This is a genomic window from Branchiibius sp. NY16-3462-2 (assembly GCF_001594145.1).
Lineage (GTDB): Bacteria > Actinomycetota > Actinomycetes > Actinomycetales > Dermatophilaceae > Branchiibius.
On record NZ_LVCF01000001.1, the window covers coordinates 296,413 to 312,897 of the forward strand.

14 protein-coding genes are annotated in these 16,485 nt (G+C 67.2%); 4 read left to right on the forward strand and 10 right to left on the reverse strand.

The window, feature by feature from the left end:
• Nucleotides 1-24 precede the first annotated feature (24 nt).
• Nucleotides 25-957: a 2,3,4,5-tetrahydropyridine-2,6-dicarboxylate N-succinyltransferase gene (dapD, locus tag AZH51_RS01375; protein ID WP_291520458.1), complete on the forward strand. Its 933-nt coding sequence runs from the start codon at nucleotides 25-27 to the stop codon at nucleotides 955-957.
• Complete coding sequence (locus tag AZH51_RS01380; protein ID WP_291520460.1) at nucleotides 938-1,858, forward strand: hypothetical protein; 921 nt, start codon at nucleotides 938-940, stop codon at nucleotides 1,856-1,858. The genes dapD and AZH51_RS01380 overlap by 20 nt, the downstream gene beginning before the upstream one ends.
• Nucleotides 1,859-1,918: 60 nt before the next feature.
• Here AZH51_RS01380 and AZH51_RS01385 read toward each other — a convergent pair whose 3' ends face one another.
• From AZH51_RS01385 to fdxA, 3 genes are all read right to left on the reverse strand, one after another.
• A complete protein-coding gene (locus AZH51_RS01385) occupies nucleotides 1,919-3,208 on the reverse strand; it encodes a citrate synthase (RefSeq protein WP_291520463.1) in 1,290 nt (429 codons plus the stop codon).
• Nucleotides 3,209-3,423: 215 nt separating this feature from the next.
• A complete protein-coding gene (gene dapC, locus AZH51_RS01390) occupies nucleotides 3,424-4,512 on the reverse strand; it encodes a succinyldiaminopimelate transaminase (protein ID WP_291520465.1) in 1,089 nt (362 codons plus the stop codon).
• The gene (fdxA, locus tag AZH51_RS01395) at nucleotides 4,509-4,829 is read right to left on the reverse strand and encodes a ferredoxin (RefSeq protein ID WP_291520467.1); all 321 of its coding nucleotides are present in this window, start codon (nucleotides 4,827-4,829) and stop codon (nucleotides 4,509-4,511) included. The genes dapC and fdxA overlap by 4 nt, the downstream gene beginning before the upstream one ends.
• Before the next feature lie 54 nt (nucleotides 4,830-4,883).
• Between fdxA and AZH51_RS01400 the strand changes: the two genes are divergently transcribed.
• A complete protein-coding gene (locus AZH51_RS01400; RefSeq protein ID WP_291520469.1) occupies nucleotides 4,884-5,873 on the forward strand; it encodes a GNAT family N-acetyltransferase in 990 nt (329 codons plus the stop codon).
• Here the strand turns inward: AZH51_RS01400 and AZH51_RS01405 are convergent.
• From AZH51_RS01405 to AZH51_RS01435, 7 genes are all read right to left on the reverse strand, one after another.
• On the reverse strand, nucleotides 5,866-6,114 hold the full coding sequence (locus tag AZH51_RS01405) for a DUF2630 family protein (protein WP_291520471.1): 249 nt from the start codon (nucleotides 6,112-6,114) through the stop codon (nucleotides 5,866-5,868). The two genes, AZH51_RS01400 and AZH51_RS01405, sit on opposite strands and share 8 nt — an antisense overlap.
• 69 nt (nucleotides 6,115-6,183) lie before the next feature.
• Nucleotides 6,184-9,018, reverse strand: coding sequence for an FAD-binding and (Fe-S)-binding domain-containing protein (locus AZH51_RS01410; protein ID WP_291520473.1), 2,835 nt, complete (start codon nucleotides 9,016-9,018; stop codon nucleotides 6,184-6,186).
• Between the two features lie 10 nt (nucleotides 9,019-9,028).
• Nucleotides 9,029-10,753, reverse strand: coding sequence for a VanW family protein (locus AZH51_RS01415; RefSeq protein WP_291520475.1), 1,725 nt, complete (start codon nucleotides 10,751-10,753; stop codon nucleotides 9,029-9,031).
• The gene (locus tag AZH51_RS01420) at nucleotides 10,750-11,238 is read right to left on the reverse strand and encodes a flavin reductase family protein (protein ID WP_291520477.1); all 489 of its coding nucleotides are present in this window, start codon (nucleotides 11,236-11,238) and stop codon (nucleotides 10,750-10,752) included. Before AZH51_RS01420 ends, AZH51_RS01415 begins: the two co-directional genes overlap by 4 nt.
• A complete protein-coding gene (locus tag AZH51_RS01425) occupies nucleotides 11,235-11,978 on the reverse strand; it encodes a PIG-L family deacetylase (protein ID WP_291520479.1) in 744 nt (247 codons plus the stop codon). Before AZH51_RS01425 ends, AZH51_RS01420 begins: the two co-directional genes overlap by 4 nt.
• The gene (gene typA / locus AZH51_RS01430; protein WP_291520481.1) at nucleotides 11,978-13,858 is read right to left on the reverse strand and encodes a translational GTPase TypA; all 1,881 of its coding nucleotides are present in this window, start codon (nucleotides 13,856-13,858) and stop codon (nucleotides 11,978-11,980) included. The genes AZH51_RS01425 and typA overlap by 1 nt, the downstream gene beginning before the upstream one ends.
• Before the next feature lie 13 nt (nucleotides 13,859-13,871).
• A complete protein-coding gene (locus AZH51_RS01435; protein ID WP_291520483.1) occupies nucleotides 13,872-15,242 on the reverse strand; it encodes an MFS transporter in 1,371 nt (456 codons plus the stop codon).
• A 155-nt stretch (nucleotides 15,243-15,397) separates the two neighbouring features.
• On the opposite strand from AZH51_RS01435, the gene add reads away from it, so the two are divergent.
• The gene (gene add / locus AZH51_RS01440) at nucleotides 15,398-16,465 is read left to right on the forward strand and encodes an adenosine deaminase (protein ID WP_291520485.1); all 1,068 of its coding nucleotides are present in this window, start codon (nucleotides 15,398-15,400) and stop codon (nucleotides 16,463-16,465) included.
• Nucleotides 16,466-16,485: the final 20 nt, after the last annotated feature.

The following is a 16,485-nucleotide window of genomic DNA, read 5'->3' on the forward strand; positions in this document are numbered from 1 at the left end:
ATGGTGGTCACCTACCCTGGGGCCATGACGCAGCGACCGGCGTGGGGATACGGCCTGATCACCTTGACCGAGGGCGGGCAGGCGCTGGACGCCTGGTTCCCGACCCCCGTCCTGGAACAGGCGCCGGCGGATGATCCGTATGCGGCCCCGGCGGACCTGGCGGCGCTGGCCGACGAGGACCCCGCACGCGGCGTACGCCGAGTGGTCCGGCAGGTGAGCATCGACCTGGACGCCGCGCCTGCGGACGTCCCGGACGCGTACCTGCGGTTGCACCTGCTCTCCCACCGGTTGGTGCTGCCCAACTCGATCAACCTGGACGGGTTGTTCGGGGTGCTGGTCAACGTGGTGTGGACCAATCGCGGTCCGTGCGCGGTGGAGGACTTCGAGACGACCCGGCTGCGGATGCTGCTCGACGGTCCGGTCGCGGTGTTCGGCGTGGACAAGTTCCCGCGGATGACCGACTACGTGGTGCCCTCCGGTGTCCGCATCGCCGACGCCGACCGGGTGCGCCTGGGTGCGCACCTGGCGCCCGGCACGACGGTCATGCACGAGGGGTTCTGCAACTTCAACGCCGGCACGCTGGGCACCTCGATGGTGGAGGGCCGCATCTCCCAGGGCGTCGTGGTCGGGGACGGCTCCGACCTGGGTGGTGGCGCCTCGATCATGGGCACGCTGTCCGGCGGTGGCACCGAACGCGTCGTGATCGGGCAGCGCTGCCTGATCGGCGCGGAGGCCGGCGTGGGCATCAGCCTGGGCGACGACAGCGTGGTGGAGGCGGGGCTCTACGTGACCGCAGGCACCAAGGTCACGCTGCCGGACGGGCAGGTCGTGAAGGCCCGCGAACTGTCCGGGCAACCCGGCCTGCTGTTCATCCGCGACTCCACGACTGGTGTGGTGCTGGCCAAGTCCCGCACAGGCACGGGGATCACGCTCAACGATGCCCTCCACGCCAACTGAGGACCCGCGTGGCGTCGAGGCGTTCGACGACCACGACTTCTACGACGAAGAGCACCGCCGCCACCCGCTGCGGCGCGCGCTCGGCTGCCTGCTGCCGTTGGCGCTGATCGCCGGCGCGGGGTACGGCGGGTGGCGGTTCTACGAGCACACCCGGGACAACTGGGGCAGCCCGACCTGTCAGGTGCGGGCGGACAAGTTCGTCTACGAGTGGACGCCCGAGCAGGCGGCCAACGCCTCGACCATCACCGTGGTCGGCACCCTCAAACGCGCCCTGCCCGACCACGCCGCGACGATCGCCCTCACGACGGCGATCCAGGAGTCCAAACTGCGCAATCTGACGTACGGCGACCGGGACTCCCTGGGGCTCTTCCAGCAACGTCCTTCGATGGGTTGGGGCACCTCGGCCCAGATCCTCGATCCGGTCTACTCGACCAACGCGTTCTACACCGCAATGTTGAAAGTGCCTGATTGGCAGACTGATTCGGTCGGAGCCGTGGCGCAGGCGGTGCAGAAGAGCGGGTTCCCCGACGCGTACGACGAGCACGTCGACCAGGGCCGGACGTTGGCGACGGTGCTGTCGGGTCAGGTCAACGAGGGGGTCGGCTGCCGGTTGGACGCGGTCACCGGAAGCGCGGATCCAGCGGCGACGGCGGCGAAGCTGACGGCGCAGAGCGGCGTGCGGGGAACGGTGTCCGGGTCATCCCTGACGGTGTCGGCGAAGTCGCCGCAAGTAGCCCGCGCCGTCGCGAACTGGGCTGTGACACATGCTGATTCGGACAAGGTCACCGCGGTCACGGTCGGTAGCCGGCAGTGGCAGCGGTTGCGCGGCGAGGACGGTCTGGTGTGGCATGACGCAGACCGCGCGACCTCTGGCGACACCGTGGTGCGGATCGACTTCTGAGGGCGAACGAAGCGGCCCCGGGACCGAAGTCTCGGGGCCGCTGGCTCGTTCAGGTGCGGTTCAGCGCTCGGTGACCTCGACGTACTTGCGCTCGGTCTCGCCGGTGTAGACCTGACGCGGGCGGCCGATCTTGGTCGCCGGGTCGGCCATCATCTCGCGCCACTGGGCGATCCAGCCGGGCAGCCGGCCGATGGCGAACAGCACGGTGAACATCTCCGTGGGGAAGCCCATCGCCTTGTAGATGATGCCGGTGTAGAAGTCGACGTTCGGGTAGAGCTTGCGGGAGACGAAGTAGTCGTCCTTGAGCGCGATCTCTTCCAGGCGCATCGCCATGTGCAGCTTGGGGTCATCGACACCCAGCTTCTCCAGGACCTCGTCGGCAGACTTCTTGACGATGGCAGCGCGCGGGTCGTAGTTCTTGTAGACCCGGTGGCCGAAGCCCATCAGCTTGACGCCGTCTTCCTTGTTCTTGACCTTCTCGACGAACTTGTCGACGTCGCCGTCGTAGTCCTTCTCGATGGTCTCGAGCATCTCCAGCACCGCCGCGTTCGCGCCACCGTGCAGCGGACCGGACAGCGCGTGGATCCCGGCCGAGATCGAGGCGAACAGGTTGGCGTGGCCGGAGCCGACCAGACGCACGGTCGAGGTCGAACAGTTCTGCTCGTGGTCGGCGTGCAGGATGAACAGCCGGTCCAGCGCGCGCGACACCGCGGGGTCGACCTCGTAGTCCTCGGTCGGGAACCCGAAGGTCATCCGCAGGAAGTTGTCGGTGTAGCTCAGCGAGTTGTCCGGGTAGAGCGTCGGCTGACCCTGCTGCTTCTTCTGTGCGTACGCCGCGATCGTGGGCAGCTTGGCCAGCAGGCGGATGGTGGACAGCTCGATCTGCTCCTGGTCGGTGATCGAGAGGCTGTCCTGGTAGAACGTGCCCAGCGCGGAAACAGCGGCTGACAGCACCGACATCGGGTGGGCGTCGCGCGGGAAGGCGGCCAGCAGGTCCTTCAGGTCCTCCTTGAGCAGCGTGTGCCGCTGCACCTTCTCGGTGAAGGCGGCCAGCTCATCGGCGCTCGGCAGCTCGCCGTAGATCAGCAGGTAGGAGGTCTCCAGGAAGGTGGAGCTCTCGGCCAGCTGGTCGATCGGGTACCCGCGGTAGCGCAGGATGCCCGCGTCACCGTCGATGTAGGTGATCGCCGACTTGCAGGAGGCCGTGTTGACGAAGCCGATGTCCAGCGTCGCGTTGCCGGTCTCCTTCAGCAGCGCGGAGATGTCGTATCCCCCGTTGCCTTCGGTGGCTTCGTTGAGGGCGAACTCGAGGGTCTTACCCCCGGCTTCGAAGGTGGCCTGATCGGTCATGGATACACAGTCCTTCCTTGGACCTGAAGAGGCTCAGCGCGTGATGGCGCCCTGAGCCTAAGTCGTAGCCGGATGTTTCTTGATTCGACGTTACTCCACAGTTCCGGGCACTCCATCACGGGTCCGGCGTCAAGGAATGCCCTGGTTTGACTATCAGTGAAAGCAAACACCCCTGTTTGTCACACCAGGCGTGATCCGCGTCACATCCAGTTAATTCAGGCGCGTAGCCGCTCAGCGGCCGCCGCGATCCGCTCGTCGCTCGCGGTGAGCGCGATCCGCACGTGTCGCTGACCCGCGGCGCCGTAGAAGTCCCCGGGCGCGACCAGGATGCCCTGCTGCGCGAGCGCGGCGACGCTGTCCCGGCACGGTTCCTCACGCGTGGTCCATAGGTAGAGGCCGGCGTCGGAATGCTCGATGCGCCAGCCCGCCGCCTCCAGGGCGGTGCGCAGCGTGGTCCGGCGATCGGCATACCGCGACTTCTGAACGGCCACGTGCTCGTCGTCGCCCACGGCGGCCAGCAACGCCCGTTGGACCGGCCACGGCACCATCATCCCGGCGTGCTTGCGGATCTCGACCAGCTGCTTCACCAGGGCAGGGTCGCCCGCCACGAACGCCGCGCGGTAGCCGGCCAGGTTGCTCTGCTTGGACATCGAGTAGACCGCGAGCAGTCCGGTCGGGTCTCCCCCGGTCACCCGGTCGTCCAGCAGGCTGGGCGTCGGCTCATCAGAGGTCCAGGACAACTCGGCGTAGCACTCGTCGCTGGCGACGATCACGCCGTGCTGACGGGCCCAGGCCACGACCTTCTTGAGGTGCTCCAGACCGAGGACGGCTCCGGTCGGGTTGCTGGGCGTGTTGAGCCACAACAGTTTTGGCGCTTTCGGCCCGTATTCGAGCAACCCCTGGGCCGGCCTGGGTGTGGCGCCTGCGAGACGCGCACCCACGTCGTACGTCGGGTAGGCCACGGCGGGGAATCCCACCTCATCGCCGGGGCCGAGTCCGAGCAGGGTGGGCAACCAGGCGACCAGTTCCTTGCTGCCGATGGTGGGCAGGACTCCGTCCGGATCGACGTACGTCGCGCCCCGCCGCCGCGCGAACCACGCGGCGATAGCCTCCCGCAGGTCCGGGGTCCCCCACACCTGCGGGTAACCGTGCGCGTCGGATGCGCCCTGGAGCGCGCGCTGGATCAGCTCCGGGGTCGGGTCAACCGGAGTGCCGACCGACAGGTCGACGATGCCACCGGGGTGGGCGGCAGCGGTCGCCTTGGCTTCCGCGAGCGAATCCCACGGGAAGTCAGGGAGTTTCATTCACCCTGGGGCGGCAGGGCGGAGATGATCGGGTGGTCCTTGGCGATGACGCCCATCTTCGCGGCGCCACCGGGGCTGCCCAGGTCGTCGAAGAACTCGACGTTGGCCTTGTAATAGTCGGCCCACTCCTCCGGCACGTCGTCCTCGTAGTAGATCGCCTCGACCGGGCAGACCGGCTCACAGGCACCGCAGTCGACACATTCGTCCGGGTGGATGTAGAGCGATCGTTCGCCTTCGTAGATGCAGTCGACCGGACACTCTTCGATGCACGCCTTGTCCTTGACGTCGACGCAGGGCTGCGCGATGACATAGGTCATGTCGGTGGAGGTCCTTCCGGGCTGGGTGACTGACCCGCCTAGTATGCCGAAGCGATGACCTCTCCCCCTAGTGAGCCTGACCTGACCCGCCTCCTCGGGCGTCTGCGCGTCGGTGAACGCGCGGTCGTGCGCTGGCGCCTGGAGGTCGGCGAACCGATGCTCACCGACTCCGTGGGGACGGTCGTGGCGCTGTCCGAGGCATCGGTGAGTGTGCTGACCCGCCGGGGGCGGGTGGACATCGAGACGTCCCGGATCGCCGCGGCCAAACCCATCCCGCCCGCTCCGCACCGTCGCGGCGCTGCGCACCTCGCCGTCTCGGCCGGCGTACTGCAGGAACTCATGGTTGCCGGGATGCCGGCACTGGAGGCGCGATGGCAGGGGCGCTGGTTGCTGCGAGCGTCCGCGGGCTACACCGGGCGCGCCAATTCCGTTCTGCCGCTTGGCTCCTCAGAACTGGCCGACCCTCTCGCGTCCGTCTCCTCGTGGTACGCCGATCGCGGCCTTGCGCCGTTGGTGCAGCTGTTCGGACCCTCGGGTTTCGATCCCGCTACCGACGATTCGTTGGGGGCAGAGCTCGTGGGCCGTGGCTGGCGGGTCTTCCAACGGACGCTGGTGATGACCGCGCCGATCCCGCTGTCGCAACGGCCGTCGTCGGTCGCGGTGCTGGATGCGCCTGACGACCGATGGTGGGCGGTCTCGTCACCCCGGGAGCGCGAGCACCGCCGGGTCGCGTCGCGGATCAACGACCTCGTGCCTGCATCGGCGTTTCCGCTGGCGTTGGACGGCGACCGCCCCGCTGGAGTGGCGCGATTGGCGTTCGCCCACGGCTGGATGGGGGTCTTCTCGGTGCACGTGCCCGCAGAGCAGCGACGCGGCGGTATCGGGCGATCCTTGATGCAGGCCGCGTTCGCCGAGGCAGCGGACCGCGGGATCTCGCTGAGCTACCTGCAGGTCAGTGCCAACAACACCGCGGCCGTGCGGCTCTACGAGTCACTCGGGTACGCCGTGCACCACGAGTACTACTACTCGCGGCCGGTCAGTTGAGGTAGCCCTCGACCTCACCCACGGGTCGCTCGCTCGCGGCAGAAGGGTCCTCGTGCTGCTCGGCGAGCGCGTTGCGCTGGCGCAACAGATCCCACGCCTGGTCCAGCTGGCCCTCGATGCTCTTCAGCTCGCGCTGCTCCTGCGGATCCAAGCCCTTTCCGACCTGGGCATCGCGCAACGCGTGCTCGCGGGCCACCAACTCGTCGATGTGCTCGTGAACTTCCTTCGAGGTCTCGTCCATGTCCCCCATCATCGACCCACATCGCCTCGGATCACATCCGCAGCGGTCCAGAAGGGCGATCGAGGGGGTTCAGGGGGTCCCGGGATCGAGGAGTTCGGCCAGGTGGACGCCCTGGCGGTCCAGCAGATCGTCGGCCTGGGTGCGGCAGGAGAACCCATCGGCCAGCAACACGGCGTCTTCCTGCGAGCGCAGCGCGGGCAACAACTGCTGCTCGGCCACGGCCACCGAGACCTCGTAGTGCCCCTTCTCCACCCCGAAGTTGCCGGCCAGCCCGCAGCAGCCGGACAACCGGGTCACCGACGCGCCGGCGGCGGCCAGCACCGAGGCATCCGGCGACCAACCCATCACCGCGTGGTGGTGACAGTGTGGCTGCGCGACGACAGTGGTGCCCTGCAGCGACGGCGGCTCCCAGCCGGGCGTCGAAGTCAACAGCTCCGCCAACGTCCGCGTGGACTCCGCGACGGCCGCAGCCGACGAGGTGCCGAGCAACTCGGCGGCATCCGACCGGACCACTCCCGTGCACGAGGGTTCGAGCCCGACGATCGGAATCCCCTGTGCGACAGCGGGTTCGAAGTCCTCGATCAGGGAGCCCAGTATCTTCTTCGCGGCATCGAGCTGACCGGTCGAGATCCAGGTCAACCCGCAACAGCCGTTGCGTTTGGTCAACACCGGCTCGTAACCAGCTGCCCGCAGCACCCGGACCGCCGCCTGGCCGACCTGTGGTGCGAAGTGGTCGGTGAATGAATCCACAAAGAGCACAACCTGGTTCGACGCGTCAGACTCGCCCAACGTCCCGATACCGGCGGAGGCAGCCCACTGCCGGAACGTCTGCGGTGCCACCGAGGGCAGCGAGCGACGCGGGTCGACGCCGACCAGTTTCTTGGTGAACGACGCCTTGTCGCCCGCGGTGAGCAGCGCGTTCACGACCTTGGGCATCTTGGCGCCCATCCGCAGCCACCTGGGCAATTGCCCGAGCACGTAGTGGGACATCGGTCGCCGCCGACCGGCGTACGACTGGTGCAGCACTTCGGACTTGTAGGAGGCCATGTCGATCCCCGTCGGGCAGTCCGACAGACACCCCTTGCAGGACAAGCACAGATCGAGCGCCTCGTGGACTTCTGGTGCGCGCCAGCCGCCGGTGACCAGCGTGCCGTTCAGCATCTCCTGCAGTGCGCGTGCGCGGCCGCGGGTGGAATCCTTCTCCTCCTTGGTGGCCAGGTAGGACGGGCACATCACGCCACCGGCATTGTCGGCGCGGCATTTGCCGACTCCGGTGCACCGGTGCACCGCCTGGGAGAAGTCGCCGTCATCGTGCGGATACCGAAGAGCCAATAGCTCCAAAGGTTTCCGGGCCGCCGGGATGCGCAGCTGATCGGTCGGCGCGTCAGGATCGACGAGGACGCCGGGGTTGAGCACACCGGCTGGATCCCAGACCTTCTTGATCGAGTCAAAGAGCGCAATCGCAGACGGGGAGTACATCGCCGGCAACAGACCACTACGCGCCCGGCCGTCACCATGCTCACCGGACAGCGAGCCGCCGTACGACGCGACCAACGCGGCAGAGTCGGACAGGAACGAGCCGAAACCGTCTGTGCCGCCGGGGTGGTCGAGCGGGAAGTCGATCCGGATGTGTAGGCAGCCGTCGCCGAAGTGGCCGTACGGCAGTCCGGTCAGATCGTGCTCCAGCAGCAGCGCGTCGAAGTCGCGCAAGTAGTCGCCGAGGCGGGCCGGCGGCACCGCGGCGTCCTCCCAACCGGCGTGCGCCGGGCGACCCCGCGGACTGCGACCGGCCAGACCCGCACCGTCCTCGCGTACCCGCCAGAGCGCGGCTGCGGTGGCCGGATCGGAAACCACGAGGCCGTCGATCGCGCCACACCCGATCGCCGCGGCCCCCGCGCGGTCGAGCACCTCAGTCAGGTCGTCGCCGCTGATCTCCACGAACAGCCACGCCGCACCGGCCGGCAACGGTGGCACCGCGCCCGGGCCGCGTCGCTCGATGAGGGTCTGCACCACGCGCTGGTCGATGCCCTCGATCGCGGTGGGGGTGAACTGCAACACCGAGGGCGCGGCATCCCCGGCTGAGGCAATGTCGGGATAGCCCAGCGCGACCAGCACCCGGTAGGCCGGATCCTTCACCAACCGCACCGTCGCCTCAGTACAGACGGCCAACGTCGCCTCACTGCCCACCAGGAAGCGGGTGACGTCAAACCCGTTCTCCGGCAACAGATCCTGGGCCGCATAACCCGACACCTGCCGGCCGAACCGGCCGAACTCCGTGCGGATGGTGGCCAGGTTGTCGCCGACGACCGACCGCAACGAGTCGAGAAGGGGAAGCGACGGCGGAGCCGAGCCACTCGCCGTACGTAGGAACGAGCCGTCCGCCAGCAGGGAGGTCATCGCCAGCACGTTGTCGGACGTCTTGCCGTAGGCAAGGGCGCGGTTGCCACACGCGTTGTTGCCGATCATCCCGCCGATCGTGCACCGGGTGTGTGAGGACGGGTCCGGTCCGAAACGCAGGCCCAGAGCGGTGACCTGCTTCTGTAGCGCGGCATGCACGACTCCCGGCTGGACGACCGCGCTGCCGGCACCGCCGGCCACCGCATCCGCGGACACCGACAGGACTTGGTTCATGTAGCGGCTGAAGTCGAGTACGACGCCCGGACCGATCGCGTTCCCGGCCACCGAGGTGCCCGCTCCACGAGCGGTCAGCGGGACACCCTCGCTGCGGCACGCGGCCAGCGTCGCAGCGACCTCGTCGGCATCGTGGGGGAAGACAACGACCTGCGGCACCACCCGGTAGAGCGAAGCGTCCGTGGAATAGACCGCCCGCGTGGTGGTGTCGGCCCGCACATCGCGAACCCCCGCTCGCTGCAACGCGGCGAGTACACCACCGGAAAGACTCACGCAGAGAAGGTTAGTCGTTGCCGCCGGAGCCGTTGGTGGGCACCTTGGAGGTGTCGGCGGTCTGGCCGGTGCAGATGACCTGGTCGGCGGGCTGGTAGTGGGTGGTGAGCTTCTCGTTCTTCACGACCTGGCCAGCGAGATTCTTCACTATCCGGGTGACGGTGACGTCGAATCCGTTGACGGCCGGCTGGTTGATGCAACCAGGGGTGGCGATGTACTGCACCTTGGGCGCGACGATGTTGAACGGTGCACTCGTGGTGGACGTCACGGTGAATGCCTTGGTGCCGTACAGCCGGATCACCGCGGAGTGACCCTCGATCCCGGCCTGGATGAGAACCGGGTGGCCGGAGTCGTTGGTCCACTTGTTGTCGATGCTCGGGATCGACAGCGTGGCCTCCCGGCCCATCGGGTAGCGGGAGATCCAGAACGAGTGCGCCTTGTGCTCGTCCAGCTGCATTCCCGCAAAGAAGACCGCGTTGTATAGCGTGGTTGAGGTCTGGCTGATGCCACCACCCATCCCGAGCACGTCGACACCGCCGGACAGGACCGGCGCCTTGACGTAACCGGCGGCCGCATCGATCGGCATCAGAGTCTTCAGCAGGCTGAACTGTTCGCCCGGCTGCACGACGACACCGTTCATCTTCGCCAGCGCCGTCTGGATGTTGTGGGTGCGCGCCGCGTTCGAGGAGCCGGTCGGGAATCTGGACACGAACTCCGACATCATCTGAGTACCAACGGAGTTGACGTTCACATTGTCCGCGGACGCCTTCTGCACCGTCGTGTCGAGCGTCATCGTCCGGTCGGGTGCGGTGATAGCCGCCAACAACTTTCCGCCGGCGCCCTTGGTGACGACCGAGTATCCGTCGCTGCCGGGGACCATCGTGCGCTTGCCGTCCGCGGCCTGGATGATCTTGGGTGCCTGGGGAGCCTTCACCAAGGCACCAGCGGTGTCGGCCAGAACCTTGTCGAGGGCCGTTTCATCGACAACGGGAGCCAACCGGCCGTCCTTGATCGTTGTCGACAGGACGTCGGAGATCACCGTCGTGGACAGGCTCACCTTTTGCGAATGCACCTGCACGGTGACCGGATCGGACATCGCCTTGTTGGCGAAGGTGTCCAGGTAGGTCTGGACATCCTGCTGACTGATCTCGGGTTCGGTTTCCTTCAGCGTGGTGCTGAACGTCGACGTATCCGGCCATCCGTCCGCGATCTGACGAGCCACTGCGGCGGCATCGACACCGCTGCCGGGTTTGCCGTCGGTGACCTGCACAGCGCCCTGGATGAACTTGACGGTGGGGTTCACCGGAGCACCCTTGAGCTTCTCGCCGGCCGTCGCGATGGCCTGCTGCAAGGCCGCCATGTCGACGACGGTGCGGGTCGTGCGGTGCGGGCCGCCGCCGGTGTAGCGCTGGAAAACCTGGGTGGGGTCAAGGGTGAAGCCGGTCAGATCCGCCAGGGCGTCGCTGGTATCCAGTGAGATCCCCGAGTCGGCGGGAACGATCTGCAGACTGCCCTGGTCCGTGGTGATGGTGATCGGCTTGGCCAGCATCACCTTCGAGGCGGCTTCGACCTTCTTGTTCGCTTCGGCGAGGGACAGTCCACCGACGTGCGCGCCGTCAACGGTCGTGCCCCCCTGGATCGTGTCGGCCCGCAGCGCAGCCAACCCGCCGTACCCGCCGACTAGCACGACGGCAGCGGCCGTCGTGCCCGCGACGACCTTGCCTGCCGTCTTCACTGCAACGCTCCAAACTGTCCCCGGTAATACACCAGCGCAGCGCTCTGGTCGTCGCCGGTAGCCACAGAGACTACGTGCCCGACCAGCAATGTGTGGTCGCCCGTGCGCAGCGTGTCGGTGGTCTCACATTCAATATGTGCCAGCGCGCCACTCAGCAGCGCGACACCTGTGATTCCCCTGACATGCGGGATCCGGTCCAGTTGGTTGTGCAGTGGCCGACCCCGGGTGGCCAGCCACTGGGCCGTGCCCGTCGCCGACGACGGCAGGATGCTGACCCCCCAGACCCCGGCCTCCAGGACGGCGTCGTGGAAGCGCGCGTCCACCTCGATACTCGCCCCGAGCAACACCGGTTCGAGGGACAGCGACATGACCCCGTTGGCCGTCATGGCGTGCTCGATATCGGTGGTCCGGGTGGTCAGGATCGTCACCCCGGTCGCGAACCGGCCCATCACCCGCCGGTAGAAGTCCGGATCCACCCTGGTCACGACACGAAGGCTTCCCGGTCTCCCAACCGCTTCGCAACGTTGTTGGACAGCGCGAAGTACCCGTCGTGGACCACCACCTGGGTGCGGTGGTGGGTCAATGCCTTGGCGCGTACGCCGCCCGCTGCCTCATCGACGACCCGGTGGGTGACCGTGTCGTCGGGGACGACCGACGGGTCCCACGGGGCGTCGACCGGAACCGGAGAAAGTCCGGGCTCCAGCGGGTGGTTTGCCACCCACTCACGGTCCTGTTGGGCCCACGACTTGGGAACCACCGTCTGCCAGACCGGCAGCTGCCCCGCGGCCGCCACAGTGGCCCGATGGGTAGCGATGTGGTCCGGATGCCCGTAGCCGCCGTACTGCTCATAGGTCACCAGGACGTCCGGCTGCAACTCGTCGATCAACTCACGCAGCGCAGCGGTGGCCGCGGCCAGGTTGTTGACCAGCGCCCGCGGGTCGGCGGCGGCGGGACTGCCGACCATGCCCGAATCGCGGAAGCCCAGCAGATGACCGGTGGCCCCGAGAACCTGCAGTGCCCCGGAGAGTTCGGCCCGGCGTACGTCGGCCAGGTCCTCGCTGCCCTCCAGGTGCTCCAGCTCCGGTGGGATGACCTCGCCCTCCTCACCCAGCGTGCACGTCGCGACGTGCACGTCGTCCCCGGCGAGCGCGTGGTGGGCGATGGTGACGCCGTTCCACAACGTTTCGTCGTCGGGGTGCGCGTGGACGAAGAGCAGCCGGGTCATCAGCGCTTGGCGCGGGCCGCCGCTCGGGCTCGCTCGGTCGCCGACAGGTGCACCTTGCGGATGCGGACGGCTTCGGGGGTGACCTCGACGCACTCGTCCTCGCGGCAGAACTCCAGCGACTGCTCGAGGCTCAGCTTGCGCGGCGGGACGACCTTCTCGAAGTTGTCCGCGGAGGAGGCGCGCACGTTGGTGAGCTTCTTCTCCTTGGTGATGTTGACGTCCATGTCGTCGGCGCGGGAGTTCTCGCCGACGATCATGCCCTCGTAGACCTCGGTGGTCGGCTCGACGAAGAGGGTGCCGCGCTCCTGCAGGTTGACCATGGCGTACGCCGTGACCGCACCCGAGCGGTCAGACACCAGGGAGCCGCTGGTGCGGGTGGAGATCGGTCCGAACCACGGTTCGTAGCCGTCGAAGACGTGGTGGGCGATGCCCGCTCCCCTTGTCTCGGTGAGGAATTCGGTGCGGAATCCGATCAGACCACGGGACGGGACCACGAACTCCATGCGGATCCAGCCGGTGCCGTGGTTGGTCATCTGCTCCATGCGGCCCTTGCGTGCGGCCAGGATCTGGGTGATCGCGCCGAGGAACTCCTCGGGGGTGTCGATGGTGAGGCGCTCGATCGGCTCGTGCAGCTTGCCGTCGATTTCCTTGGTGACCACCTGGGGCTTGCCGATGGTGAGTTCGTAGCCCTCGCGGCGCATCTGCTCGACCAGGATGGCCAGAGCCAACTCGCCACGACCCTGCACCTCCCAGGCGTCGGGGCGTTCGGTGTTGACGATGCGCAGGGACACGTTGCCGATGAGCTCGCGGTCCAGACGGTCCTTGACCAGGCGGGCGGTCACCTTGGAACCGCGGACCCGGCCGACCATCGGGCTGGTGTTGGTGCCGATGACCATGGAGATGGCCGGCTCGTCGACGGTGATCAGGGGCAGCGGGATCGGGTTGTCCGCATCCGCGAGGGTCTCTCCGATGGTGATGTCGGGAATGCCGGCGACGGCGATGATATCGCCCGGGCCGGCCTTCTCGGCGGGCTTGCGCTCCAGGGCCTCGGTCATCAGCAGCTCGGTGATCTTCACCTTCTGCTGGGTGCCGTCGTGGCGGCACCAGGTGACGGTCTGGCCCTTGACGATCTCGCCGTTGAAGACCCGCAGCAGGGCCAGGCGACCCAGGAAGTTGGAGGAGTCCAGGTTGGTGACGTGCGCCTGCAGGGGCGCCTCATCGTCGTACGTCGGAGCCGGGATGGTCTCCAGGATGGTCTTGAAGAGGGCAGTGAGGTCTTCGCCGTCGGGCAGTTCGCCGTCACCCGGACGCTCCAGTGAGGCGCGGCCGGCCTTGGCGGAGGCGTAGACGATCGGGAAGTCGATCTGCTCCTCGGTGGCGTCCAGGTCCATGAAGAGTTCGTAGGCCTCGTCGACGACCTCGGCGATCCGGGAGTCGGGCCGGTCGACCTTGTTGATGCACAGGATGACCGGCATCTTGGCCGCGAGCGCCTTGCGCAGCACGAAGCGGGTCTGCGGCAGCGGACCCTCGGAGGCGTCGACCAGCAGCACGACCCCGTCGACCATCGACAGGCCGCGCTCGACCTCGCCACCGAAGTCGGCGTGGCCGGGGGTGTCGATGATGTTGATGGTCAGGCCGTCGTCGAGACCGGCCTCCTTGGCGGCGGGCCCGGAGTAGTGGATCGCGGTGTTCTTCGCGAGGATCGTGATGCCCTTTTCGCGCTCCAGGTCTCCGGAGTCCATCGCCCGCTCATCGACGTGCTGGTGCTCACCAAAAGCACCGGCCTGCCAGAGCATTTTGTCTACGAGGGTGGTCTTGCCGTGGTCGACGTGGGCGACGATGGCGACGTTACGGATGTCGCTGCGGGTCTTCTGGGCCATGGTTACCAGTGTCTCAGGGATTTTGTAGTGGTTTGGACACGCGCCCGGCGAGGGCTGCGCCGAGGAGGGCGACGACCGCGCCGGCCAGCAACATCACCCCGAATCCGGCGGCTGTGTCGTGACCGGTCGCGATGAGCGCACCGCCGAGCGCACCGACGACGCTGCTGGCGGTGGCCTGGGCGATGTAGATGCCGGATTGGTAGTGCCCCTGCTCCTGCACGGGCGCGGCAGCAAGCATCGCGACCGACAGGGTTGGTGTGGCCAGTCCGATGCCCAGGGAGGCGATCGACCAGCTCACCATGCCGATGACGCCCGGCGCCGCTGCGAGGGTGAAGGTCGCGGTTCCGGCTACTCCCAGCGCCATCAGGATCAGGGCCACGCGCAGCCGGGTGGCCGCGGAGAACGCCTGGATCCGGTCGCGTGCGTTCAGCCACGAACCCAGCGCCCAGAGTGCGGCGGTCAGCGTCATGACGACGCCGGCGTGGCTGAGGCTGTAGCCGCGCAGCGTGACCAACAGCAACGGTAGGAAGAGTGAGCCGACGGCGAAACTGCCGGCGACCATGGCGCGGACGGCGATGATCGCGGGCGGCCCTTGTTGGGCGCGCAACGTGCCCGCGGGCAGGGTGCGCAGCAGGGTGACGGCCAGCATCGCCAGGGCGGGGATGAGGAGCCACAACTGACCGGTGCTGCCGACCCAGGCCAACAGGCCCAGGACCAGGCTGGCCAGTACGGCGGCCAGCACCCGCCGCCGCGCCGTCGGATCCGCGCGGCGCTCTGAGGATCCCGTGATCGAACGGCGTAGCGCGGGGGCGACGATCGCGAAGGCCGGCAGCATCAGTAGCCCCGTGAGCACGAAGGACCATCGCCAGCCGACCCCGTCGGCGAGGCTACCGGCGACGACGGGACCGACGACCGACGGTGCGACCCAGGCGACGGCGAAGGCAGCAAAGACCTTGGCCCGCAGTTCCTCAGGGAGCAGTTGGGCTACCAGCACCGTGACGGAGATGTCGAGAATGGCTTCACTGGCTCCCGACAGCAGGCGCGTGCCGGTGAAGAGCGCCATATCCGGCGAGATGGCGCTGACCAGCTGTGCGAGGACGAAGACGATCGCTCCGAGCACGATCCCACTGGCCGGACCACGGCGGTCGACGCGGATACCCGCCCAGGCCGTGGCCGCGACGTACGTGATCATCGGGGCGGCCGCAGCGGCGCCGAACCAGGCCAGTCCGTGCAGATCGCTCGCGACCCTCGGTAGGACGGTGTTCGTCGCCCGGTCGGCGTACGCACCCAGCGTGACCAGAGCAGTCCCGCCCAGCGCCACCGTCGCGTTTCCGTTGCTCCACAGGCTGATTGGGGCAGCTTCGGATGCCTCACACGTTGTCACCCGAGTATCTTCAAACCTCAAGTTCACTTGAGATCAACCGCCGTCCGGAGGGTGGACATGCGCCAACTGACTGGCACTCGTATCCGCGCGGGTAATGCGCAAAATTGGGCTGCGCATAACGGTTTCCAGGTGTCGTACACCAGGACAATATGGACATGTCCGCGACCACCGCGAGATTCGTGACGGCTCACGTGGCCACTGAGACCTCGACACTGCCCGATGCAACGAAGAGGTGGGTGCACAATCTTCCGAAAGTCGAACTGCATCTGCATCACGTGGGAGCGACTGCGCCGCGCACCGTGTGCGAGCTTGCTGCGAAGTACCCAGATGCAGGCGTGCCGACCGATCTCGACGAACTCGCCAGGTTCTACGAGTTCACCGACTTCGGACATTTCCTCAGCGTCTACAAACGGGTCTCGAAGCTGCTTCGCACGCCCCAGGACGTGTACGAGCTCACGAGTGGGAATCTGCAAGATCTAGCCGATCAGAAAGTCCGGTATGCAGAAGTAACCGTGACGGTCAACTGGCCGCTACGCAACGGCGTTCCGCGGCAAGGGTTCACAGAAGCACTCGATGCCGCCCGGTATAACGCTGGCAAAGCCGGCTTGACCGTCAACTGGATCATTGACATCCCCGGCAAACCGGGCGAGTCAGCCGACCTGGCGTTGAGCATGTGCGGAGATGACGCACCAGAGGGCCTGGTCGCCCTGGGGCTCGCAGGCGAGGCGTTCGAACCCGTTGACTACACCGAATATTTCGAGATCGCTCGCGCCAGAGGCTTGGGAGCCGTCGTTCACGCCGGTGAGTCCCGCGGTCCCGAGAGCGTGCGTAGCGCACTCGACGATTTGCATGCTGACCGCATCGGTCACGGTGTCCGGGCGATGGAGGATCCGGAGCTTGTCGCACGCTTGCGAGATGAGGCGGTCCATCTGGAGGTCTGCCCCACTTCGAACGTGCGAACCCGGGTCGTGAACTCGGTCGAGGACCATCCTTTGCCGGAGATGGTTGCCGCAGGGCTCAACGTGTCAATCAACTCCGACGACCCGCCCATGTTTGGAACCACACTCACCAACGAGTTGATGATCGCTAGCGGTCTCCTCGGCAGCGACAACATTCCCGGGCTTTTGCGAAACGCAATCATGGCCTCCTACGCCGACGACCACACCAAACGCGCTTACGTTGACGAACTGAACTTGGCCGTGGCGGATCATCAGCGCGGGTAATCGACAGCCACGCGGGTTGT

What these genes read in the sequence shown, in the direction of transcription:
- AZH51_RS01425 (WP_291520479.1), bottom strand. Translation starts at nt 11,978, where the DNA reads ATGACCCGGCTGCTCTTCGTCCACGCGCACCCCGACGACGAAACGTTG.
- dapD (WP_291520458.1), top strand. Translation starts at nt 25, where the DNA reads ATGACGCAGCGACCGGCGTGGGGATACGGCCTGATCACCTTGACCGAG.
- AZH51_RS01405 (WP_291520471.1), bottom strand. Translation starts at nt 6,114, where the DNA reads ATGGACGAGACCTCGAAGGAAGTTCACGAGCACATCGACGAGTTGGTG.
- AZH51_RS01400 (WP_291520469.1), top strand. Translation starts at nt 4,884, where the DNA reads ATGACCTCTCCCCCTAGTGAGCCTGACCTGACCCGCCTCCTCGGGCGT.
- AZH51_RS01385 (WP_291520463.1), bottom strand. Translation starts at nt 3,208, where the DNA reads ATGACCGATCAGGCCACCTTCGAAGCCGGGGGTAAGACCCTCGAGTTC.
- add (WP_291520485.1), top strand. Translation starts at nt 15,398, where the DNA reads ATGTCCGCGACCACCGCGAGATTCGTGACGGCTCACGTGGCCACTGAG.
- fdxA (WP_291520467.1), bottom strand. Translation starts at nt 4,829, where the DNA reads ATGACCTATGTCATCGCGCAGCCCTGCGTCGACGTCAAGGACAAGGCG.
- dapC (WP_291520465.1), bottom strand. Translation starts at nt 4,512, where the DNA reads ATGAAACTCCCTGACTTCCCGTGGGATTCGCTCGCGGAAGCCAAGGCG.
- AZH51_RS01380 (WP_291520460.1), top strand. Translation starts at nt 938, where the DNA reads ATGCCCTCCACGCCAACTGAGGACCCGCGTGGCGTCGAGGCGTTCGAC.
- typA (WP_291520481.1), bottom strand. Translation starts at nt 13,858, where the DNA reads ATGGCCCAGAAGACCCGCAGCGACATCCGTAACGTCGCCATCGTCGCC.